This window comes from Streptomyces filipinensis (genome assembly GCF_014649495.1).
GTDB lineage: Bacteria > Actinomycetota > Actinomycetes > Streptomycetales > Streptomycetaceae > Streptomyces > Streptomyces filipinensis.
Genome location: NZ_BMTD01000003.1, coordinates 356,740 through 379,413, shown reverse-complemented (window position 1 = coordinate 379,413; position 22,674 = coordinate 356,740). Strand labels below are relative to the sequence as shown.

General features: G+C 72.9%; 19 protein-coding genes and 1 pseudogene. 13 read left to right on the top strand and 7 right to left on the bottom strand.

What is annotated here, in order from left to right; all coding sequences use genetic code 11:
* The first annotated feature begins 64 nt into the window (after positions 1–64).
* From IE244_RS10200 to IE244_RS10170, 7 genes are all read left to right on the top strand, one after another.
* The gene (locus IE244_RS10200) at positions 65–1,195 is read left to right on the top strand and encodes an ABC transporter ATP-binding protein (protein ID WP_191872669.1); all 1,131 of its coding nucleotides are present in this window, start codon (positions 65–67) and stop codon (positions 1,193–1,195) included.
* Positions 1,192–1,845 (top strand): ABC transporter permease, encoded by a 654-nt coding sequence (locus IE244_RS10195; RefSeq protein ID WP_191872668.1) that lies wholly within the window; start codon positions 1,192–1,194, stop codon positions 1,843–1,845. Before IE244_RS10200 ends, IE244_RS10195 begins: the two co-directional genes overlap by 4 nt.
* On the top strand, positions 1,842–2,510 hold the full coding sequence (locus IE244_RS10190; RefSeq protein ID WP_191872667.1) for an ABC transporter permease: 669 nt from the start codon (positions 1,842–1,844) through the stop codon (positions 2,508–2,510). Before IE244_RS10195 ends, IE244_RS10190 begins: the two co-directional genes overlap by 4 nt.
* 120 nt (positions 2,511–2,630) lie before the next feature.
* Positions 2,631–3,593, top strand: coding sequence for an ABC transporter substrate-binding protein (locus IE244_RS10185; protein WP_191872666.1), 963 nt, complete (start codon positions 2,631–2,633; stop codon positions 3,591–3,593).
* Positions 3,594–3,773: 180 nt separating this feature from the next.
* Entirely contained in the window at positions 3,774–5,168 is a 1,395-nt protein-coding gene (locus IE244_RS10180; RefSeq protein WP_191872665.1) for an MFS transporter, read from the top strand.
* A 173-nt stretch (positions 5,169–5,341) separates the two neighbouring features.
* Positions 5,342–6,280, top strand: a complete 939-nt coding sequence (locus tag IE244_RS10175; protein ID WP_191872663.1) for an aldo/keto reductase — start codon at positions 5,342–5,344, stop codon at positions 6,278–6,280.
* A complete protein-coding gene (locus tag IE244_RS10170; protein WP_191872661.1) occupies positions 6,262–6,717 on the top strand; it encodes a DinB family protein in 456 nt (151 codons plus the stop codon). The genes IE244_RS10175 and IE244_RS10170 overlap by 19 nt, the downstream gene beginning before the upstream one ends.
* A 112-nt stretch (positions 6,718–6,829) precedes the next feature.
* Here the strand turns inward: IE244_RS10170 and IE244_RS10165 are convergent, their stop codons facing one another.
* Together IE244_RS10165 and IE244_RS10160 are read right to left on the bottom strand one after the other, a co-directional pair.
* On the bottom strand, positions 6,830–7,822 hold the full coding sequence (locus IE244_RS10165; RefSeq protein WP_191872659.1) for an Lrp/AsnC family transcriptional regulator: 993 nt from the start codon (positions 7,820–7,822) through the stop codon (positions 6,830–6,832).
* Between the two features lie 28 nt (positions 7,823–7,850).
* Positions 7,851–8,306, bottom strand: a complete 456-nt coding sequence (locus IE244_RS10160) for a tellurite resistance TerB family protein (protein ID WP_031172144.1) — start codon at positions 8,304–8,306, stop codon at positions 7,851–7,853.
* 167 nt (positions 8,307–8,473) lie between these two features.
* On the opposite strand from IE244_RS10160, the gene IE244_RS10155 reads away from it, so the two are divergent.
* Both IE244_RS10155 and IE244_RS10150 read left to right on the top strand, forming a co-directional pair.
* Positions 8,474–8,842, top strand: a complete 369-nt coding sequence (locus IE244_RS10155; RefSeq protein WP_191872657.1) for an ArsR/SmtB family transcription factor — start codon at positions 8,474–8,476, stop codon at positions 8,840–8,842.
* A gap of 4 nt (positions 8,843–8,846) precedes the next feature.
* Positions 8,847–11,588 carry an HAD-IC family P-type ATPase gene (locus tag IE244_RS10150; RefSeq protein WP_191872655.1) on the top strand — a complete coding sequence of 914 codons (2,742 nt, stop codon included), beginning with the start codon at positions 8,847–8,849 and terminating at the stop codon, positions 11,586–11,588.
* A 68-nt stretch (positions 11,589–11,656) separates the two neighbouring features.
* On the opposite strand, the gene IE244_RS10145 is transcribed toward IE244_RS10150, so the two are convergent.
* A complete protein-coding gene (locus IE244_RS10145) occupies positions 11,657–12,109 on the bottom strand; it encodes a DUF6114 domain-containing protein (protein ID WP_191872653.1) in 453 nt (150 codons plus the stop codon).
* A 5-nt stretch (positions 12,110–12,114) separates the two neighbouring features.
* Positions 12,115–12,813 carry a DUF6230 family protein gene (locus IE244_RS10140; protein ID WP_191872651.1) on the bottom strand — a complete coding sequence of 233 codons (699 nt, stop codon included), beginning with the start codon at positions 12,811–12,813 and terminating at the stop codon, positions 12,115–12,117.
* 713 nt (positions 12,814–13,526) lie between these two features.
* Here IE244_RS10140 and IE244_RS10135 point away from each other — a divergent pair.
* Positions 13,527–14,180 carry a Tat pathway signal sequence domain protein gene (locus tag IE244_RS10135; RefSeq protein ID WP_191872649.1) on the top strand — a complete coding sequence of 218 codons (654 nt, stop codon included), beginning with the start codon at positions 13,527–13,529 and terminating at the stop codon, positions 14,178–14,180.
* Between the two features lie 18 nt (positions 14,181–14,198).
* Here IE244_RS10135 and IE244_RS10130 read toward each other — a convergent pair whose 3' ends face one another.
* Positions 14,199–15,095, bottom strand: a complete 897-nt coding sequence (locus IE244_RS10130; RefSeq protein ID WP_191872647.1) for a lytic polysaccharide monooxygenase auxiliary activity family 9 protein — start codon at positions 15,093–15,095, stop codon at positions 14,199–14,201.
* 618 nt (positions 15,096–15,713) lie between these two features.
* Between IE244_RS10130 and IE244_RS10125 the strand changes: the two genes are divergently transcribed.
* On the top strand, positions 15,714–16,361 hold the full coding sequence (locus tag IE244_RS10125; RefSeq protein WP_191872645.1) for a ScbR family autoregulator-binding transcription factor: 648 nt from the start codon (positions 15,714–15,716) through the stop codon (positions 16,359–16,361).
* 22 nt (positions 16,362–16,383) lie between these two features.
* Positions 16,384–17,565: a damage-control phosphatase ARMT1 family protein gene (locus IE244_RS10120; RefSeq protein WP_191872643.1), complete on the top strand. Its 1,182-nt coding sequence runs from the start codon at positions 16,384–16,386 to the stop codon at positions 17,563–17,565.
* 15 nt (positions 17,566–17,580) lie between these two features.
* Here IE244_RS10120 and IE244_RS10115 read toward each other — a convergent pair whose 3' ends face one another.
* Positions 17,581–18,843: a cytochrome P450 gene (locus IE244_RS10115; RefSeq protein WP_191872641.1), complete on the bottom strand. Its 1,263-nt coding sequence runs from the start codon at positions 18,841–18,843 to the stop codon at positions 17,581–17,583.
* A gap of 233 nt (positions 18,844–19,076) precedes the next feature.
* A pseudogene (locus tag IE244_RS10110) lies at positions 19,077–19,841 on the bottom strand (alpha/beta fold hydrolase); the annotation flags it as partial.
* A 122-nt stretch (positions 19,842–19,963) separates the two neighbouring features.
* Here IE244_RS10110 and cyc2 point away from each other — a divergent pair.
* A complete protein-coding gene (gene cyc2 / locus IE244_RS10105; RefSeq protein ID WP_191872637.1) occupies positions 19,964–22,144 on the top strand; it encodes a germacradienol/geosmin synthase Cyc2 in 2,181 nt (726 codons plus the stop codon).
* Positions 22,145–22,674: the final 530 nt, after the last annotated feature.

Genomic DNA, 22,674 nt, shown 5'->3' with positions numbered 1-22,674 from the left:
GTGCAACGACGACCGTGGCCGAAAGCGGGCGGAACTCCGCCAAACCCGAAGGGCATTCGGCGTTTTGATACGGATAGAGTCAGTGACGAAGCGGTATCCGGACGGCACGGTCGCGGTCGACCGGCTGTCGCTGGAGATACCGGACCGCGCGATCACCGTCCTCGTCGGGCCCTCCGGCTGCGGCAAGACGACGACCCTGCGGATGATCAACCGGATGGTGGAGCCCAGCGAGGGCAGCATCCTCCTCGACGGCATGGACATCCGGCAGCAGCCGGTCAACACGCTGCGCCGCTCGATGGGTTACGTCATCCAGAACGCCGGACTCTTCCAGCACCGCACCATCCTCGACAACATCGCCACCGTGCCCCGTCTGCTCGGCTGGACCAGGCAGAAGGCCCGGCAACGGGCGGCCGAGCTGATGGAACGGGTGGGACTCGACACCTCGCTCGCCAAGCGCTACCCCTACCAGCTCTCCGGCGGCCAGCAGCAGCGCGTCGGTGTGGCCCGCGCACTGGCCGCCGATCCGCCGGTGCTCCTGATGGACGAGCCGTTCTCCGCCGTCGACCCCGTGGTGCGCAAGGGACTCCAGGACGAACTGCTGCGCATCCAGGACGAGCTGGGCAAGACCATCGTCTTCGTCACCCACGACATCGACGAGGCGATCAAGCTCGGCACCATGGTGGCCGTGCTGCGCACCGGCGGCCGGCTCGCCCAGTTCGCGCCGCCCGCCGAGCTGCTCAGCGCCCCCGCCGACGCCTTCGTGGAGGACTTCCTCGGCGCCGACCGGGGCATCCGCCGGCTGTCCTTCTTCCCCTCCGAGGGGCTGGAGCTGCAGACGTCGCCGCTCATCGCGATCGACGCCGACGCCGCACAGCTCGCCGGCCGTGCCGACGCCCCCTACGTCCTCGTCACCGACCCCGACGGCAGGCCGCTCGGCTGGAGCGAACCGGACCGGCTCACCGCCGGGGCCGTCGACCGGGAGCAACTCATCGACCACGGGCGGCCGTTCGTGCCCGGCACCGACTCGCTGCGCACCGCGCTCGACGGCGCCGTGCTCTCCCCGACCGGCTGGGCCGTCGCGGTGGACGGCGACGGACGCGCCGTCGGCGTCGTCTCCCAGCAGGTCATCGGCGAGGCCATCCGTGCCGCCCACCGCCGCGTCACACACGGCGCCGGCGTCGAGGCCGCCCGATGAACGGCTTCTTCGACCTCCCGAGCGACCTCCAGCACAGCTACCTCGGACTGGTCGGCCTGCACCTGCGCGAGGCGCTGATCCCGGTGCTGGCCGGTCTGATCGTCTCCCTGCCCGTCGCCCAGCTCTGCGTGCGCTTCCGCTGGATCTACCCGCCGGTCCTCGGCATCACGACCGTCCTGTACGCCGTCCCCTCGCTGGCCTTCTTCGTCGTGCTCATCGACTACTTCGGGCAGAGCGAGACCACGGTGATGATCCCGCTCGCGCTCTACAGCCTGGTGGTGCTCGTCCCCGCGATCGTGGACGGCGTCCGCTCGGTGCCGCAGGAGACCCTCGCCGCGGCCGAGGCCATGGGCCTGGGAGCGGTGCGCCGCTACTTCCAGGTGCAGTTGCCCATCGCCGTCCCCGCGATCATCGCGGGCCTCAGGGTGGCGACCGTGTCGAGCATCTCGCTCGTCAGCGTCGGCATGCTCATCGGCAACCAGGGCGCCCTCGGCAACATGCTCTACGACGCCCAGACCTACCACCGGCCCGCCCTGGCCGTGAACTCCGTCCTGACCATCGCCGTGCTCGGCATCCTCGCTGACGCCGTGCTGGTCCTGGTCCGCGTCCTGCTCACCCCCTGGATGCCACGGAAGGGAGCCACCCGGTGAACGTCCTCGACTTCGCCCGCGCCTTCTTCAGCGACAGCGCCCACTGGCACGGCTACGACGGCATCCCCACCCGGTTCGCCGAGCACGTCGGGTTCTCCCTGGAAGCCCTGCTGATCGCCGCCGCGATCGGACTGCCCGTCGGGCTGGTCACCGGGCACTACGGGCGGGGCGGCAACGCGCTCGCCCTGATCGCCACCGCCGGCCGGGCGCTGCCCAGCTTCGGTCTGCTGGTGCTGATGTTCATCTGGATCGGCTTCGGTCTGCTGCCGGTGATGATCCCGCTGGTCGTGCTCGCCGTACCGCCGATCCTGGTCACCACCTACGAGGCGATCCGCTCCGTCGACCCCTCGCCGGTGGACGCCGCCCGGGGCATGGGCATGCCCGAGGCACGGGTGCTGTTCCAGGTGGAGGTGCCGGTCGCGCTCCCGCTGATCCTGAGCGGACTGCGCACGGCGGCCATCCAGATCGTCTCCACCGCCACCATCGCCGCCTACGTCAGCCTCGGCGGTCTCGGCCGGTACATCATCGACGGCCTCTACCAGAAGAACTACGAGAAGGTCGTCGGCGGCGCCACGCTGACCGCCGGACTCGCGCTGGCCACCCTCGTGCTGTTCTGGGCGGCGTCCCGGCTCACCGTGTCACCGGGGGTACGCCGCAGCGGCTGACGCACGGCACCGGGGTCCGGTGCCGGCGCGCGCTCCCTTCCCCTGACCGACCGTGGATCGAGGCCGATCGGTGATCTGCGGCCCTTGACTGACCGTGAAACTCATGGATTGGATCAACGCGTGACTTCCACCAACCGCATCAGCAGGTCCATCCGGAGGAACCGAGGCGCGGCGGTGGTCGCCCTCGCGGCGGCGACGGCCCTGCTGGCGGGCTGTTCCTCCAAGGGCGACAACTCCGGCAACCCCCTGACGGACGACAGCAAGGCGAGCGGTGACACCGTCGTCGTCGGCTCCAACAACTTCCCCGAGAGCACGCTGCTCGCCGACATCTACGGTGAGGCCCTCAAGGCCAAGGGAATCAAGGTCGCGTACAAGCCGAACATCGGCAGCCGCGAGACCACCTACGGTCTGATCAAGAACGGCTCCCTCTCGGTGCTCCCCGAGTACAACGGCGCGCTGCTGGCCTACCTCGACAAGAACGCGAAGCCCAAGACGGCCGACGCCACCACGACGGCCATCGAGGCCAAGCTGGACTCCAAGCTGACCCTGCTGAAGCCCGCCGCGGCGCAGTCCAAGGACTCCGTCACGGTCAACGCGGCCACCGCGAAGAAGTACCACCTCACCGAGAAGTCGTCCATCGGCGACCTGAAGGACCTCGCGAAGGACCTGGTCATCGGCGCCTCACCGGAGTTCCAGGCCCGGCAGCAGGGCCTCGTGGGCCTGAAGTCCGTCTACGGCCTGGAGTTCAAGTCGTTCCGGGCGCTGGACGCGGGCGGTCCGCTCACCCAGGAGGCGCTGAAGAAGGACGCCGTGCAGGCCGCGGACCTCTTCACGACCGACGCGACCATCTCCAAGGAGAAGTTCGTCGTCCTCCAGGACCCGAAGAACCTCTTCGGTTTCGAGAACGTCCAGCCGCTGGTCTACAAGGGCGCCCTGTCCAAGAAGGGCGCCGCCGCGCTCGACGCGGTCTCGGCCAAGCTCGACACCGCGACCCTGCTGCAGCTCGACACCGAGGTGCAGGCCCAGCACAAGGACCCGCTGGACGTGGCCAGGGCCTGGCTGAAGTCCGCCGGCCTCGACTGACGCCGCGCCCCTGGCACGACGGGGGCGCGCCCTGTGGGATTTCTTCAGGATCAGCGGTGTTGATGGAAGAAATCCGCAAGCAGGCCGCTCCCGTTCGTGCCCGCTCCGCTCGTTCTCCCACGCTGGCCGAGGCCGGTTCCGGTTCCGGTACCGGCCTGTAGCGAGAGTGAGAGGAACTCCATGACCACGGAAAGCGTGGCTGTAGCCACTCCCTGCCGCGGGCGCTGGCCCGGCCTGGCCGCCCTGCTGCTCGGCGAGGCGATGAACCTGCTGGACGCGACCGTCGTCCAGGTGGCCGCACCGGCCGTCCACGCCGATCTGGGCGGGCCGGTCTCGGATGTGCAGTGGTTCGGCGCCGCCTACACCCTGCCGTTCGCCGTGCTGCTGATCACCGGCGGACGGCTCGGGGACATCGCGGGCCGGCGGCGGATGTTCGTCCTCGGCGTCACCCTGTTCACGGCGGCGTCCGCGGCCTGCGCCCTGGCGCCCTCGCCGGGGCCGCTCATCGCCTTCCGGGCCGTTCAGGGCGCCGCGGCGGCGCTGATCATCCCGCAGACGATCGGGCTGATCAAGGCGATGTTCTCGGGGGAGGAGACGGCGAAGGCACTGGGCAGCATCGGGCCGGTGATGGGCCTGGCCGCCGTCTGCGGACCCGTCGTCGGCGGTGTGCTGACGCATGCCGACCTGTTCGGCTCCTCCTGGCGGTCCGCGTTCCTCGTGAACCTCCCGGTGGCCGCCGTCGTCCTCGTCCTCGCCCGGAACCTGCCGGAGAACCGCGCCCCGCACCGCCCGGCCCTCGACTGGCCCGGCACCACCCTGGCGGCGCTCGGCACCGGACTCCTGGTCTACCCGCTGATCGGCGGCGACCTGCGTCAACTCCCCCTGCGCGACTGGCTGCTGCTGACCGCCGGAGCGCTCGTGCTCGTCGGCTTCGCCCGGCAGCAGCGGCGCACGGCCCGGCCGCTGCTGGAACCCAGCCTGTTCACCCACCGGGGCTTCCCGGCCGCCCTCGTCACCTCCACGGCCTTCTTCGCGGCGACCAACGGCCTGACCGTCGTGGTCGTCCTCCAGCTCCAACTCGGCGCGGGCACCGGTGTGCTGGCGGCCGGACTGAGCCTGCTGCCGTGGTCCGCGGGGCTCGCCCTCGCGTCCTGGTGGGCGGGCTCGCGGCTGGTACGGCGCTACGGGCGCCGGGTCATGCCGTACGGGCTCGGGGTGCTGCTGGCCGGACTGCTCGCCGCCGTGGCCGCGTACCGGGCGACCGCGCCGGGGCACTATCCGGTCGCGCTGCTGCCCGCCCTCGCCCTCGTCGGTGCCGGCGCCGGCCTGTTCACGCCCGCCTTCTTCACCCTCGCCCTGCGCCCCCTGCGCCCGCACGAGGTCGGCTCGGCGGCAGGCCTGCTCAACGCGGTGCAGCAGCTGGGGGCGACGCTGGGGGTGGCGGTGCTGGGGAGCGTGTACCTGTCCGGGGCGGGGCCGAGCGGGCCCCAGGCCGCCTGCTGGGTGGCCGTGGTCCTGATGGTCGTGGCCGGGACGGCGAGCGCCAGGATCGGGACGGCCGACGGGCCCTGCTAAAATCGACGAAACACGTGAGCCTCCTCGCTGCGGACCGCCGTCCGCCGGGGAGGCTTTTCTCATGGCCGGGCGCGCGCGTCCCGCGACGCGGGCGCTCCCGCTTCCAAGCCGCCTGCCCGACGAGGGCCCCGAATCCCTCGCGTGCCCCCGGCCCGCACGAGGAGACCCTTCTCATGAGCCGACGAACGAACGCTGCCGCAGCCGCCGGTACATGGCGACTCGGTGATCTGACCGTCAACCGCCTCGGGTTCGGCGCGATGCGTCTGACCGGAACCGCGCCCTTCGACCGCGGCGCCCCACGTGACCGCGAGCACGCGACCGCCCTGCTGCGACAGGCGGTCGAACTGGGGGTGAACCACATCGACACCGCCGCGTTCTACTTCTCGGCGACGCGTTCCGCGAACGAGCTGATCAACCGCGCACTGGCACCGTACGCGGACGACCTGGTCATCACGACCAAGGTCTGGCCGGGCCGTGACTCCTCGGGCGCCTGGTGGTGGGCGACCCCCGAGCAGCTGCGGGGCCAGGTGGAGGAGAACCTGCGGCAACTCGGCCGGGACCACCTCGACGTGGTGAACCTGCGCGTGCCACCGAGCCGGCGGACGGGCTCGGTCAGCGATCACTTCGGCGCGTTGGCCGAACTGCGCGATGCGGGGATGATCCGGCACCTGGGCATATCCAACGTCACGTCCGGGCAGTTGACCGAGGCCCTCGCCATCGCCCCCGTCGTCTGCGTGCAGAACCCGTACGGAACGGGCGCGCCGAGCGCGGACCGGGCCCTGTTGCGCCGCTGCGGCGAACTCGGCATCGCCTTCGTTCCGTTCTACGCGATCGCCGGTTCCGGGCGCGAGGCGGGGCCGGTGGCCCAGGAGCGCGAAGAGGTGCGCGACGTCGCCCGCGCACACGGGGTCTCCGTCGCACAGGTCCGTCTGGCCTGGACCCTGCACCAGGGACCACATGTGCTGGCCATCCCCGGGACCGGCGATCCCGCCCACCTCGCGCAGAACATCGCGGCCGGCGCGCTACGGCTCTCGGAGCAGGACATGACGCTCCTCGCCTCACCGGACTCACCGGCACCGTTCCTGAACGGCAGATGCTGGAAGGCTGGCTGAACTGGCATCGTGAGACGTTGCCGGCCAAGTGCGCGGGGCTGGAGCCGGACCGACTGGCGCGGACCACGGTGGAACCGTCGAACCTCACCCTGCTGGGCCTGGTCCGTCACATGGCGGAGGTGGAGCGGTCGTGGTTCCGGCGGCGCCTCGCGGGTGAGCGCATCGGGAACGTCTTCACCGACCCGGGAGACGGCGACGAAGGCGTCCAGGGAGTCCACGAGGCCCACGCGGAACGGGACTTCGAGCGGTTCCGGGCCGAGGTCGCCGCGTCCAGGGCGGCGGCGGCCGGCCATGACCTCGACGAGACGTTCACCTCCGCGCGCGGCACCCCCCTCAGCCTGCGCTGGCTCTACGTGCAGATGATCCAGGAGTACGCCCGCCACAACGGACACGCCGACCTCCTGCGGGAGCGCACGGACGCGAAGACGGGCGACTGAGCCTGCCCGCCTGTCCGCGGCAGCGGCCCGGCACAGCCGACGGCACCGCCGTTCCCCCAAGGACCGCGGGGAACCGCGCAACCGGCCACCACGCCCCCGCAGTCGTACGGTCTCACCCGGCAGGGCGTTCGCGGCGTACGCGCGCCGGCACCGTCAGCGCCGGGCTCGCCGCCTTGAGCGTGCGCAGCACCGGGCTGGTCTCCAGCCCGTCGATCTCCCTGAGCGTGCCGAGCCGCCCGGTGAGGTAGCGGTGCAGGTCGGCCGGATCGCGGCACAGGGCCTGGGCGACCAGGTTGGTACGGCCGGTGGTCGCGGCCACGAAGGCCAGCTCGTCATGGCCGGCCAGCGCGAGGGCCACCTTCTCCTGGTCCGCCGGGCGCACCGACAGCCACAGCAGGGCCCGGGTCCGGACACCGAAGAGTCCCGCGTCCACCTCCACGTCGAAGAACAGCGCCCCCGCCGCGCGCAGTTCGGCCAGCCGCCGGGCCACGGTCGCGGGCGACCAGCCGGTCGCCCGGGCCAGCTCGCCCTGCCCGGCCCGGCCGTCCCGCTCCAGCGCCGTCAGCAACGCGCCGTCCTCCGGCCCCGGTTGCCGTACCCCCCGCGCGCTCTCCGCGTACACCAGGGCCGCCTGCTGCTGCTCGTCCAGGGCCTGGGCGCTGCGCCGCCAGTGGGCGGGGCCGCCCAGGTAGGTGTGCAGCAGGCAGTGCGCGGAGACGGCGGTGACGCCGCCGGTGCGCGGGACGTCGTGCAACAGCAGGGAGCCGGGGGAGGAGTCCTCGGCCGGGGCGTGGATCACCGCCGTGATCTCCGTGCCCCCTGAAGTCAGCTTCACCCAGGACGTGTCCGGCCGCCGCACCAGCGCCGCGGCGATGTCCTGCGCGGAGCGTGCGGTCGCCGTCAGCCGGACCAGCCACTGGGCGCGGCCCGCCCGGTCCGGGTCGGCGAGCCCCACCACGCGCAGCCCGGCCTCCGTGCGCAGCCGGCGGTAGCGGCGGGCCACGGTCTGCGCCGAGACCCCGAGCACCTCGGCGATCCTGCTGAACGGCGCCCTGCCGTCCAGGTGCAGGGCGTGGATGAGGGCGCGGTCGAGATCGTCGAGCATGCCCCCATCCTCGCTCGCCCGGTCCCGCTCAGAGGTCGAACTCGTGCGGCGGCAGGTCCAGCGTGTAGCACGCCTCGCGCACCACGGCCTGCTCCGTCTTGTCGAAGTCGCCGTCCGCGCCGCCGATCACGACGCCGATCTGGATCACGGCCCGCGCCTCGGCCGGCTTCTTCTTCGCCTTGGCGATCTCCTGCAGCACGCTCACCTTGCCGAAGGCGAAGTCCGTCGTCAGCTTGTTCAGGTTCTCCTCGAAGCGGCGCCTCAGGTCGTCCGCCGGGAAGTTCTGCAACACCTCGTTCGTCGCGATGAGCTGGGCCACCCGCTGGCGCTCCGAGGGGTCGACGGTCCCGTCGGCGGCGGCCACGAGCGCGCACATCGCCATGCTCGCGTCGCGGAACGCACCGCTCTTCAGGTCGTTCTTCTTCGCCACCAACTGGGTCTGCATCTGCGACGCCGACTCCTTGACGCGGTCCCACAGGGCCATGCGCACTCCTCGATTCAACGGCCGGACGCACCCGCGGCACACCGGCGGAACGTTCTACAACACCGTAGAAACTCATGGGACGGCCGGGAAGTTCCTGCCGACCTAGACTGAGTCCCCGCACACAGACCGGACACAGGACGACACAGAGGAAGCAGAGGAAAGCGACAGTGGCGACAGCGCCCGGCACCGGCTACCAGGACCCCTCCGCCGAGGTGCTGACCGAGGCGGCCGCCGCCTTCGGACTGCTCGCCTCGCCCGCCCGGCTGCACCTCGTGTGGACGCTGATCCAGGGGGAGAGCGACGTCACCGGGCTCGCCGAGCGGGTCGGCGGCGCGCTGCCCGCCGTCAGCCAGCACCTGACCAAGCTGAAGCTCGCCGGACTCGTCCGCTCCCGCCGCGAGGGCCGCCGCCAGGTGTACTTCGTGGACGCCGCCGGACAGGCCGCCGTCGTCGACGTCGTACGCCTGCTCGTCGGCCGGCTCGCCGAACGGGACGCGGCCGGGACGGGCTCGGCGCGCCGCCTCCGCGGTCTCTGAGCAGGTGTCCGGAACGTCCCTGCAGGTGCTGCGGCGCCTGGACACCGGCCCGCGCGGGCTCACCGACGCCGAGGCCGCCGCCCGGCTCGCCGCGCACGGCGAGAACACCCCGCCCCGCCCGCGCGTCCCCTCCTGGCCGCGGCGCTGGCTTCGCGGCCTGCGCGACCCGTTCACCGCCGTGCTGCTCGCCCTCGGCCTGGTCTCGGCGTTCGTCGCCCCCTGGGGCACCGCCACCGTGATCCTCACCCTGGTCGCCGTCGGCTGCGCGGTGCGCGCCGCCGGTGAGCGGCGCGCCGACCGCTCGCTTGCCGCCCTGCGCGAACTGGTCGCCGGCACGGCCACCGTGCTGCGCCGCGCCGACGACAGCGCCGCACCGCGCGCCCACGAGATCCCGGTCGCCGACCTCGTCCCCGGCGACGTCGTGCGGCTCGGCCCCGGCGACCTGGTCCCCGCCGACGTACGACTGCTGCGCGCCCGCGGCCTGGCGGTGCGCCAGGACGCGGTCACCGGCGAGTCCGCGCCCGTGCCCAAGTCCGCCGCCGACCTGCCGGAGCCGCACACCACGTCCGCCCTGTGCTTCCAGGGCAGCGCGGTCGTGACCGGCAGCGCCACCGCGGTCGTCGTGGCGACCGGGGCGCGCACCCGGTTCGCCGCCGCCCAGCGGTCGCCGGGGCGGCGCGAGCCCAGCGCCTTCGACCGGTCCGTGCACGGCATCGCCTGGGTGCTGGTCCGGTTCATGCTGCTCACCCCGCCGCTGGTGCTCATGGCGGGCGCGGCGATGCGCGGCTGGGGCCCGCAGACACTGCCGTTCGCCGTGTCGGTGGCCGTCGGGCTCACTCCCGAGATGCTGCCGGTGATCGTCACCAGCTGCCTGGCCCGGGCCGCCGCCCTGCTGGCCCGCACCCGCAGGGTCGTCGTACGGCGGCTGCCCGCGCTGCACGACCTCGGCGCGATCGACGTGCTGTGCGTGGACAAGACCGGCACCCTCACCCAGAACCGGCCCGTCGTCGCCCGCTGTCTGGACGCGGACGGCCGGGACGACCCGGAGGTGCTGCGCCGGGCCGCCGCCTGTGCCTGGTGGACCCTGCAGCTCGCCGAACTGCCCGCCCCGGACGCCCTCGACGAGGCCCTGCTCGACACCGTCGGTGCGGCCGGAGAGGAGTACGACGGACTCGCCGCGCTGCCCGTCGCCCCCGGCCGGCGCCTCGCGACCGCCGTTCTCGCGGGCCGGCTCGGCCACCACCTGCTGGTCACCAAGGGCGCCGCCGAAGACGTCCTGGAGCGCTGCGACCTGCCGGCCGCCGAGCGGCAGCGGCTGCTGGCGCTCGCCGCACGCGAGGCGCGGACCGGACAGCGGGTGCTGGCCGTCGCCACGGCCGAACGCCCCGCCCGTACCCGCCCGTACACGCCCGCCGACGAACGCGGCCTCACCTTCCGCGGCCTGGTCACCTTCCGCGACGAACCCGCCCCCGGCGCCGCCGACGCCCTGCGCGCCCTCACCGCCCTCGGTGTCCGCATCCACGTGCTCACCGGCGACCACCCCGCCACGGCGGCCCGCGTCTGCCACGAGCTGGGCCTCAAGGTCACCGAGACACGCACCGCCACGGCCGCCCAGGGAGAGGCCGCGCCTGCGGCCGGCGCGATCCGGTCCGCTGGTGGTGCCGTCCGTGCGGGCGGTGACCCGGCCTCGGCCGCATCAGACGAGGCCGGAGCCGGGGGCGGTGCGCCGGGGGTCCGCGGCGGCGGGGAGCATTGGGTGGGCGCGGGAGTGTGTCCGGCGGGTCCGGGGGCGGCCGGGGGCGGTTCCGGCTCGGCCGACGAGGCCGCGGCCGAGGCCGGCGGGCAGGAGGTGCGGGTCCGTACCGACGTGGCGCCGGCCGGGGCGGCCACGGTCGTGGCCCGTTGTACGCCGCAGGACAAGGCCCGGTTCGTCGCCCGGCTGCGTGCTGCCGGGCACACCGTCGGCTTTCTCGGGGACGGCGTCAACGACGTGCCCGCGCTGCTCGCCGCCGACGTCGGTATCGCACCGCGCGGGGCCGTGGCGGTGGCCCGGGAGAGCGCCGACGTCGTGCTCGCCGAGAAGGACCTCACCGCCATCGGACACGCCGTCACCGCCGGCCGGCACAGCAGCGCCAACATCGCCGCCTACCTGCGCGTGACCCTCTCCTCCAACCTCGGCAACGTCCTCGCCATGCTCGCCGCCGGGCTGATGCTGCCCTTCCTGCCGATGCTCCCCGTGCAGGTGCTCGCGCAGAACCTGTGCTTCGACGCCGCCCAGTTCGCCTTCGCCCACGACCGCCCGGCCCCGCACGAGCTGCGCCGGCCCACCGTGCTGCGGCCACCCGCCTTCCTGCGGTTCATCACCGGCTTCGGCGTGCTCAACGCCGTGGCCGACCTGGCCACCTTCGGCGTCCTGGCGCTCGCCCTGGACGGTCCCGACGCCCTGGACGACCGGGCCGTGTTCCACTCGGCCTGGTTCACCGAGAACCTGCTCACCCAGGCGCTGGTCATGCTTCTCCTGCGGGACGGCCGGCGCCTCGTGCGCGGCGGGCGGCCCGGCCCGGTCGGCTGGGCCGCCGCTCTGCTCGCCGCCGTCGGCCTCGCCGTGCCGCCCAGTCCGCTGGGCGCCGCGCTCGGCATGACCGCGCTGCCCGCCGCGTACCATCTGCTGCTCGCCGCCGTGCTCGCCCTGTACGCCCTGGCGCTCACCGCGGCGAGGATCCGCCACACCCGGCGCCGGCCGTGACCCGGGCCCCGCTGAGGGCTCGTGGGCGAGAGTCCTTCGGCGCGGTCGGCCCGTGGAGCGCCGTACGGTCAGGCGGCCGTGCCCTCCGCTCCCTCCGGTACCGCAGCCGCCCTCGCCCGCTCCTCCTTCCGGCGTGTGCGGCGGCTGACGCGCGGCTCCTGGTCGGGGAGCCACCCGAAGGCGAGGCAGCAGCCGGTGACGCCCAGCAGCAGACCGAGGAAGAAGCCGCCCAGATTGGAGGTGAGCCAGGTGCCCAGGGAGACCAGGACCCCGGTGAGGGAGTAGAACAGCCGCTGCGTGGGGTTGAAGAGGATCAGCAGGCCCAGCAGCGCCATCACGGTGGGCAGCAGATAGCCGGCCAGCCCCTGCATGCCGATGTGCATCACGACCTTCAGCGAGGCCTTCTCGGTGAGCAGGATCTCCCCGCCGGCCAGGGTGAGCAGCAGCCCGCCCCAGAACGGCCGGCGGGCCCGCCAGCCGCGGAAGGCGGCCCGCGCTCCCCGGCGTGCACGGTCGGACACCGCGATCAGCAACCCGAGTCGCTGAAGCGGAGCTTGAGACCGGGCAGCTTGAACACGCCCGCCGTGGTCGCGTAGTTGGTCTGCCGCAGGTTGCCGATGTGCACGGTGTCGGCCTGCTGGCTGAACACGCCGATCGGCCCCTTCACGCCCGCCTTGGTCAGCGTGCTGGCGTCGTTGCCGATCTCGATGTTGTTGAACGCCGCGTCGCCGGACAGCTCCGTGGAATCGGTGGTGAGGCCACTGGCCGTCACCTTGGTCGCGCCGCTGCCGGCCGTGATGAGCAGGTTGGTGCCGCCGAGGTCGACGCTCTGGCACAGGTGGTCGAGCGTGGCGTTCTTGATCGCGGAGGTCACCACGAGCACCTGACCCCCGCTGTCGCCGGCGTTCGGGCTGCCCTCCGCCATGTTGTCGAGGCCGCCGAACTGCTCGAATCCGGTGCCGTTGAGTTCCGTCGCGGTGACCGTGAACGGCATCCCGGAGACCGCGAACTGCACGCCCAGCGCCCCCTGCGCGGTGAGCACCGCCAGGCCGGCGGCGACGAGCGTGGCGGGTACCGCCATCACCGCGGCCCGGCGGGCCCGGACCCGGCCCCGTCTCTCACCGCCGGCGGCGGTCGCGGCGGCCTGCGGCACTTCGGACGGTGAACCGTTTCCCGGGTTCTCGGGGGTGTTGCCGACGGACGGGACGTCCGGGGACGAGGCCATGTCTGCTCCCATGGGCATGGATCAACGCGGGTCGGGCTTCAGTGGCGCGGTGTCCTGGCGCGGACGGCGACTGCCGCGTTCGCCTCCTCACCTCGTAGGGCGGGAGCAAGGGCTTTCTCGCTACGCGGCGGTAGCCGACCAGGAAGTTACCGCCGGTTACTTCGAGGGGTCAAGGGAGATGTGAAAAAAGGGTGTCGGATGTGCGCGGGAGGCGACCGAACACGCCAACTGCCTTTGAAATGCTTGACGTTGACGGTTGATCAGGTCTACAAATTCCCCTGTTTCACGGATCCGTGGCGCCGGATCCCCCGAGCGGTGCCGGCCGCGTTCCCGGCTGTCTCACGTCGACCGCTCAGCCCAGCCCAGGGAAACCGTTCACATCGGTGCGGCTGCGCACGGTCATCCCCCCCGACCGTGCCCCGCCGTCACCGGTTGTTCCCGGCCGGTCCCGGCCGTTCCCTGCCGGACCGGCCGAAGGTCTTCCCCCGAGGCCTTCGGCCGGTCACCGGGCTGCCGCCGTCGCCGGTCCGTCGCGTACGGAGAAGGCGCCACGGCCCTGCGCCGGCGGCACCGCGCCACGCTGCCTCACCTCACCGCGCCGCACGACGCACCTCCCGCCCCGGCCCGCACCCCGGGCCTCGTCAGGACCTCCGGAGACGCACCCCCGCACCCCCGCCCCCTCACCGGACCCCACCCAGGAAAGAGGCACCCGCATGCGCACGCGATCCCTCCTCGCCCTCGCCGGTACCGCCACCGCGCTCGCCCTCACGGTGGCCGCCCCCGCATCCGCCGACGGCACCGCCGTCCTCACCACCGGCAGCGCGGGCGGCGCCGCCGTCGCGACCGGCGACACCCTCACCGCGCCGCTGGCCTCGGGCACCTCCGCCACGCTCTACTCCAGCGCGACCGGCACCAGCGGCGTCAAGTGCACGTCCTCCCAGTTCACCGCCACGGTCACCGGCAACCCGGCCGCCCCCGGCACGGCCGGCGAGTCCGTCACCGCTCACACCTTCGACGCCAGCTCCTGCACCAGCAACGTCACCGGCGTCACCGGCGTCAGCAGCATCACCGTCGACAACCTGCCCTACACCGCGGCCGTCGCCTCCGACGGCACCCTCGCCGTCTCGCCGGCCAGCGGCTCCACCATTCAGACGACGGTCAAGCTGCGCACCCTGCTGGGCACCATCACCTGCGTGTACCAGGCGCCCAGTCTGACCGGGAAGACCGACAACACCGACAGCAGCATCAGCTTCACCAACCAGCAGTTCACCAAGTCCTCCGGCTCGTCGCTGTGTTTCGCGAACGGCTACTTCACCGCCAAGTACGCGCCCGTGACCGACGGGGGAGCCCGGGTCTACGTCAACTGAGCGGTCGGCGCCCCGATTTCAGCGGCGTCGTAGCCGCACCGCGAGGACGGCGCCCCCGGTGAGGACCAGCACCGCGGCGGCGCCGCCCGCCAGTACGGGCGCCGAGGGTCCCGAACCCGCACGCGTCTCCTCCGCCACCGGTGTGCCGGCGGCGGAGGACACCCGCCTGTCGGTGCCCGCGCCATCCGTGCCCGGGGCGGCGCGCCCACCCGTGGCGGGCGTCGGACGTGTCGTCGCCGGCGCCGCCTTCCCACCCCCTGTCTCCCGCGCCCCCTTCTCCGGGAACACCACGTCGGAACACGAGTAGTAGGTGTCCGGCGTGCTGCTGTTCTGCCAGACGGTGTAAAGGATCTGCCGCCCGGTCCGGTCCTTCGGCAGCGTCGCGTCGATGTGATACGCCCCCTTCCGCAGGGGCGGATCGGTGACCTGGGCGAAGGGGCGCTCCGGGAGATCGGACCACGTAAGCGGTTTCCCCGGGTCGTAACCGGGCTTGGTGAGGTACAGCCTGAACGTCCCCGTGTGGGCGATCGTCGAGGCGTACGTCATCGTCAGTCTCTCGCCGGGCGTCAGCCGGGTGGCCGGCCAGTCCCGCCGGGCCAGGTCCAGGCCCCGGTACGCGGGCAGGTTCCCGCTGCACAGCCTGCCGTCCGGAATCACCTGCCGGTCGCGGCCGTTGACCCCCGCCACGCGCAGGTTGTCCCACGCCGTGAACGGGGTGCCGTTCGCCGCGACCGCCGCGCGGCAGGCCGCCGAGCGGCCGGCGTCACCCCCCTCGGGGGAGCAGGCGTAGACCCGGCTGACCGGGTCCGTGGGGGCTCCGTGCGCCTGGGCGGGCCCCGCCGCCCACGACAGGAGCAGGAGCGGGGCCGCGGTGGCGGCCACCGTGACACTCAGACGGGCGGTCATCCGGGTCATCCGGGACGTCTCCTCGGCGGCGCGGGAAAGGGGTATGCGGCGTCCAGTACGACGGCCGCGTCCCGTATGTTCAGCAGGACCGGTCCCACGCGTGCTCCCGGGCCGGCCCCTCCGCCATCCCCGGGCTGGTCCTCAGGCCGCTCCCGGGCAGGTCTCTCCGCCATCTCGGGCGGGTCTTCCTGCCGTCTCCGGAACCGGTCCATCGGCCGCCTCCGGGTCAACCCATCGGCCATTCCCGGGACCGGAGCCTCGGCCGTCGCCGGACCGGCGCATCGGTGAGCGGGGGGCGTGAAAGCACCGACCGGTTGGGATGTTTCGCGCCCTGCTTCGAGGCCCCGTTGAGGAGCCGGTCGTCGTCCTCGTATCGTGGCGATCATGGGTCCGGCACCCGCCGTTCCGCGGCTGCCGAGGACGGTCGGGAAACACAGGGGGAGGAACCGTTCTGGTCTCGTCCGCTCACGGACCGCCGAGGAGCCGTCCGGCGCCGGATCCGCAGGTGACAGGTGTCGCCCCCTCGGTCCGTCCCCCGGACTCCCGCTGCCCATCGGTGAGTTATCGTGTGCAAGGGGACTAAAAAAAACCGCATGTCCCGTTCGTTCGAGTCAGGAGGGTCCCAGGATGGCGAGGCAGTTACGCGCCGAGCAGACCCGGGCAACGATCATCACGGCCGCCGCCGATCTCTTCGACCGGCACGGCTACGAGTCCACCAGCCTGAGCGACATCGTCGCACACGCGAAGGTCACCAAGGGTGCGCTGTACTTTCACTTCGCCGCCAAGGAGGACCTCGCCCACGCCATCCTCGAACTCAACGCCAGGGCCGCGCAGAAGCTCGTCGTCGAGGTCGAGGGCCGTGGCTATTCGTCGCTGGAGGCCCTGATGCGCACCACGTTCGGGATCGCCCGGCTCGCCGTGGAGGATCCGGTGCCGCGCGCCGCGCTCCGTCTCGCCACCGCGGACGTCGCCGTACGGCCGCCGCTGCGGCACCCGTTCACGGAATGGCTGGAGTTCGCCAACCGGAAGTTCTCCGCGGCCGTCAGGGAGGCCGATGTGCACGGCGATCTCGACGTCGGCATCGTCGCGCACTCCCTCGTGTCCTTCTACGTGGGCACCCGGGTCGCCGGCCGCTCGCTCGAACCGGTAGGACGGCTTCCGCGTAGGGTCGCGGAGATGTGGCACCTCCTGATCCGGGGGCTGGTCCCGGTGCACCGCCGCCCCCGCTACGTCACCCTCGCGACGCAGCTGGAGCGGGAGATCAGAATCGCCTGACGCCCGCGATACGGTGACGGACATGCCCGACACCCCGTTCGCACCCGTGATCCTCGGCAACGAACCCGGCTCGTTCCCGCACAGCGTGCTGGCCGAACGGCATCCGGCGATCATCCGGCAGGTGCGGGACGCCTTCCCGTACGGCCCCGGGCAGCACCGGGCACTGGACGACCTGCTGAAGAGCTGCACGCAGGGGACGGTCGAGCCGTTGCCCGACGATGCCCCGGACCGGGACCGGTGGCGGGAGTGGGGCCTGCCCGGCTGCTCCGGACGCTCCTGGTACGACGTGCCGTGGCTGTGGTCCGAGAGCTACTTCTACCGCCGGCTGCTCGACGCCGTCGGCTGGTTCGGTACCGGCGCCTGGCAGGGCATCGATCCCTTCCGGCCGTTCAAACGCGCCGAACTCGACGCACAGGAGACCGACGAGGAACTGGCCGCGCTGGACGCCCTGCCCGGCCTGCCCGAGGAGGAGCGGGCGCAGGCCCTGCTGCACGGCTCGCTGTGGGGCAACCGCGCCGACCTCGGCTTCCGGCTCTCCGCCGAGGGCGCCGAGGCCCGGGAACCGGCGCCCTCGCTGGTCGCCGACGACAGTGCGGCCCTGTGGGCGCTGCTGCCGCCCGGCGGCACGGCCACGCTCGTCCTGGTCGCGGACAACGCGGGCCGCGAACTTGTCCCGGACCTGCTCCTGATCGCCCATCTCCTCGCCGAGGGACGGGCCGCGCGTGCGGTGCTGCACGTCAAGCCGTACCCGTACTACGTCTCCGACGCGACGACCGCCGACGTCGTCGACGCCCTGCACCGGCTGCGGGCCGCGTCCGGCGCGGCCGCCGAGTACGCGCGCGTGCTGTGGTCGGCCATGGCCGACGGCCGTCTCACCGTGCGCGCCCACCCCTTCTCCTGCGCTCCGCTGCCGTACGCCGAGATGCCGGACGACCTGCGCGCCGAGTTCGCCGCGGCCACGCTCACCGTCTTCAAGGGCGACCTCAACTACCGGCGCCTGGTGGGCGACCGGCTCTGGCCGCCGACCACGCCCTTCCGGGAGACCACCGCCTACTTCCCGGGCCCGGTCGCCGCGCTGCGCACCCTGAAGTCCGAGGTGATCACCGGACTGTCCGCGGCGACCGAGAGCGCACTGGTGGCGGCCGAGGCCCGGCGCTGGCGCACCAGTGGCACCCACGCGCTCATCCAGGTCGACGCCAGGTGACCTGCCACGTCGGCATCAAGTGACGTACAGGCGAAGTGACTTGACGCCGTTGACGAAGTTGGACACCAGCCGTCCGGCCGGTGCGGCGAGCCGTGGCCCGGGGAGGGCGCGCAGCACCTCCGCGTGGAGCAGCCGTAGCTGCAGCCGGGCGAAGTGGGCGCCGAGGCACACATGCGGGCCGTCGCCGAAGGACACGTGCGGGTTGGGGGAGCGGGTGAGGTCGAGCCGGGCCGGATCGGTGAAGACCCGCTCGTCCCGGTTGGCCGAGGCGTGGAGGACCACGACCTTGTCACCGGCCCGGATCCGCCGCCCCGCCAGCTCGGTGTCCCGGACGGCGGTCCGGCGGAAGGTCAGCACGGGCGGATGCCAGCGCAGCAACTCCTCCACCGCCGTGGCAAGTTCCGCCTTCCCGGTGCGCAGCGACTCGTACGCTTCCGGGTGTTCCGCCAGTGCCAGCAGTCCGCCGGGGGCCGCGCTGCGCACGGTGTCGTTGCCGGCGACGGTGAGCAGGAAGAAGAACATCTCCAGTTCGGCGTCGGTGAGTTCGGCGTCGGACGCGAGGGCGGTCATCACGTCGTCCGCCGGATGGCGCCGTTTGTACGCGGCCAGGTGACGTGCGTAGGCGAACATGTCCTTCAGCATCGCCGGGGAGCGCGGGTTGACCGGTCTTCCCGCCCCGTCCAGCACCTGCGGGCCGGCCTCGTCCGGGTCCTGGTAGCCGATGACCCGCTGCGTCCAGTGCAGCAGCAGCCGGCGGTCGCTCTCCGGGACGCCGAGCAGGTCCGCCAGGTTGAGCAGGGCGTACTCGTCGGTGACGGAGCCCACCAGGTCGACCGTGCCGTCGCCTTCCCGCGCCTGCCTAAGCGCCCCGGCGAGCAGGGTGCGCGCCCGCTCGCCGGCGAGCGCCGCGAACCGGTCGACCCGGCCCGGTGTGAACGCCCGGCTGACCAGTCGACGCAGGCGGTGGTGCCGCGGCGGGTCCTGATTGAGCATCATGCCGCGGATGAACGGCAGGTCCTCGGGGTCCGGGTCGCGGATCTGGGTCGCGCCGAGGTGGGAGGAGTACGTCGTGGCGTCCTTCAGCACCCGCACGACGTCGGCGTGCCGGGTCACCGCCCAGAACCCCGGCCCGGCCGGCCAGCCCAGTACCTCGGGCTCCTGCTGCCAGGCGACCGGATGGTGGTCGCGCAGCACCCGGTAGTCGTCGTGGGGCACACCGGCGGCGTACCGGCGCGGGTCGAACACATCGGGCACCGCCGGCACCTCACCCCCGCTCACGCCGGCTCACTGCCCCCGGCCGTGACCCCGGCACCGGCCGACCGGCCCTCACCGGCCGTGACCCCGGCACCGGCCGACTTGTCCCCGCCGGCCGGGGCTGAGACGTGGCCCGACCGGCCGTCGCCGACCGCATGCCCTCCGTCGTCCCCGCGCCCCCTGCCGACCGCATGCCCTCCGCCGGCCCCGTGATCCTCGTCGTCCACGCGCCCCCGGCCACCCCCCGGCCCGTCGGTGTCGGACCGCAGGAAGTCCTCCACGACGCGGACGAGTTCCAGCGGGCACTCGTCCATGGCGTAGTGCCCGGCGGACGCCAGCGCCACGAGTTCGGCGCGCGGGTACCAGGACATCCAGGTCTGCCGCATGACCTCGGGCGACAGGGCCGGGTCGAGTGCGCCGGCCACCGCCAGGGCGGGGACCCCGCTGTTCTCGACGTCGGCGTGGAAGTCGTCGCCCGCCCACGAGTCCAGCCAGGCCCGGAACGCCTTCGCGTCGCTGCGCTCCAGCGAGCGGGCGACCATCCGGTCGAGCCAGACGGCGGGGCGTCGGCCCCCGGTGGTGAAGTCGATGATCGCGCGCCGGTTCGCCGGCTGGTGCGCGGCGTCCGTGAACAGCGCGGCCTGCGCACCGGCCAGCGGCAGGCCCGAGGCGGGCACCGGGGAAACGCCGACGATCCGGCGCAACCGGCCCGGGGCGAGCCCGAGCAGCCGCTGCGCCACCGCGCCGCCCATGGAGTGCCCGACCACCGAGAACCGCTCCCAGCCGAGCCGGTCGGCCAGCTCCAGCAGGTCGGCGGCGGCCCCGGCCGTGGTGTACGGGCCCGCGGCGTCCCGGGCCTCGCCGTAGCCGCGCAGGTCGACCAGCGCGTAGGTGAAGGCGGTGCGGTCGAGGTCCGGCAGGACGGGCGCGTAGGCGGAGCGGTCGGCGAACCAGCCGTGCACGGCGAACACCTTGTGGGCGCCGGCGCCGTGCACTTCATGGGGCAGCACGAAGGAGGTCATGCGCCTACCGTGGCCGCCGCGCGGGGGCACGGCAAGGGCGCGGGCCGGGGGCGGTTCACGCGATGGTGTGATCATGTTCCGCGCGGTGGATGGGTGTGGGGGGCCACGGGTAGGGCCCGGCCATGACGCAGCCGTTCGAACTCCCGCACTTCTACATGCCGTATCCCGCGCGGCTCAACCCGCACCTCGAAGAGGCGCGTGCGCACTCCACCGGGTGGGCGCGGGAGATGGGCATGCTGGAGGGTTCCGGGATCTGGGAGCAGGCCGACCTGGAGGCGCACGACTACGGGCTCCTGTGTTCCTACACCCACCCCGACTGCGACGGACCGGCCCTCTCGCTGATCACCGACTGGTACGTGTGGGTGTTCTTCTTCGACGACCACTTCCTCGACATGTACAAGCGCACCCCGGACCGCGCCGCCGGAAAGGCCCACCTGGACCGCCTGCCGCTGTTCATGCCGCTCGACCCGTCGACTCCCGTGCCCGAGCCGGAGAACCCCGTCGAGGCGGGTCTGAAGGACCTGTGGGCACGCACGGTGCCGTCGATGTCCGTGGACTGGCGCCGCCGCTTCTCCGTGGCCACCGAGCACCTGCTGAACGAGTCGATGTGGGAGCTGTCGAACATCGACGAGGGGCGGATCGCCAACCCCGTCGAGTACATCGAGATGCGCCGCAAGGTGGGCGGCGCCCCCTGGTCGGCCGGGCTCGTGGAGTACGCGACGGCGGAGGTGCCGGCCGCCGTCGCCGGCACCCGTCCGCTGCGTGTCCTCATGGAGACGTTCGCCGACGCCGTCCACCTGCGCAACGACCTCTTCTCCTACCAGCGCGAGGTCGAGGACGAGGGCGAGAACAGCAACGGCGTGCTCGTCCTGGAGACCTTCTTCGGCTGTACGACCCAGCAGGCCGCCGACACGGTCAACGACATCCTCACCTCACGCCTGCACCAGTTCGAGCACACCGCGCTCACCGAAGTCCCTGCCGTCGCCCTGGAGAAGGGCCTCACCCCGGTCGAGGCCGCCGCGATCGCCGCCTACACCAAGGGGCTCCAGGACTGGCAGTCCGGCGGTCACGAATGGCACATGCGCTCCAGCCGCTACATGAACAAGGGCGCTCGCCCCGGCTCACCCTGGCAGCTGCCGAGCGGCCCCGGCACCTCGGCCGCCGACGTCGGCGCGCTCCTCGCCTCGGCCGCCCGGGAACGCCTGCGCGCCTACACCCACGTCCCCTTCCAGAAGGTCGGGCCCTCCCCGCTGCCCGAGTTCCACATGCCGTACCCACTCGGACTCAGCACGCACCTCGACGCGGCCCGCCGCAACCTCGTCGTCTGGTCGCACCGCATGGGCATCCTTCAGGAAGGCGTCTGGGACGAGGACAAGCTCACCGCCTACGACCTCGCCCTGTGTTCCGCCGGCCTGGACCCGGACGCCACCCCCGAGGCCCTCGACCTCAGCGCCCAGTGGATCGCCTGGGGGACGTACGGCGACGACTTCTACCCGCTGGTCTTCGGCAGCCGCCGGGACCTGGCAGCCGCCCGCCTGACCACCGCCCGGCTGTCGCGGTGCATGCCGGTCGAAGGCGAGCCCGCCCTCGTCCCGGCCGACGCGATGGAGCGGGGGCTCGTCGACCTGTGGACGCGTACGGTGGCCGGCATGACCGCCGACCAGCGGCGCGACCTGAAGGCCGCCGTGGAGACGATGACCGAGAGCTGGCTGTGGGAGCTGTCCAACCAGCTGCAGAACCGCATCCCCGACCCGGTCGACTACCTGGAGATGCGGCGCGCCACCTTCGGCTCCGACCTCACCCTGAGCCTGTGCCGGATGGGCCACGGCCCCGCCGTCCCGCCGGAGGTGTACCGCAGCGGCCCGGTGCGCTCGCTGGAGAACGCCGCCGTCGACTACGCCTGCCTGGTCAACGACATCTTCTCGTACCAGAAGGAGATCGAGTACGAGGGCGGGATCCACAACGCCATCCTGGTGGTGCAGAACTTCTTCGGCGTCGACCATCCGGCAGCGCTCGGCGTCGTCCACGACCTGACGACCCAGCGCATGCGGCAGTTCGAGCACGTCATCGCGCACGAACTGCCCGTGCTCTACGACGACTTCGGGCTGTCGGAGCAGACGCGGGCGGCCATGGACGACTATGTCCTCGACCTGCAGAACTGGCTCGCCGGGATCCTGAACTGGCACCGCGAGGTCGACCGCTACAAAGCCGCGTGGCTGGGCCGCCGGTCGCACGGCTTCCTGCCCGACCGCGCGCCCGCCGCCCCCGTCCTGCCGCTCGGTCCGGCCCTGTCGCTCGGCTGACGGTCGCCCACACGGGCTGATCCGCGGCGGCCCCGGCCCACCGGGTACAGGAACCATGGACCGGCGGCCTCCCCGGCATGTCAGGCCGCGGCCCTCGCGCCGACGGCCCCTGGGAGACGCCTGGGGTGCGGCGGTCCTTGGGCCGACGGTCGGAGGAGCCGTGGGGCGACGGTCCGTGGGGCTGTCATCCGGCGGTCCGGGGCGGACGGTCGTGGACCGTCGTTCGGCGGTCCGGTGTCGATGTGGCCTGTGGCCGACGGTCTGCGGGGGCGTGAGGCGGCGGTCCGGGGCTGATGGGGCCGGGGGTGGGACGGCCCGAGGCGCTGAAGGGGCGGGGAGTGACGCCGGTCGGGTGGGTTCGGTCGCCGCGGTTGGGCCGCGGCGCGGGCGGGCGGTGCCTCGGGGGTCGGCGCTCGCCGGCTCCGGCCGCCCCGGTGCCGGTTCTGCGGCCGGGGGCGGACCGCCGGGTGTTCGTCCCAGGGGCCATGGCTACCCTCAGCCACCCTCCGGCCAGTCTCACTCGTTCGTGT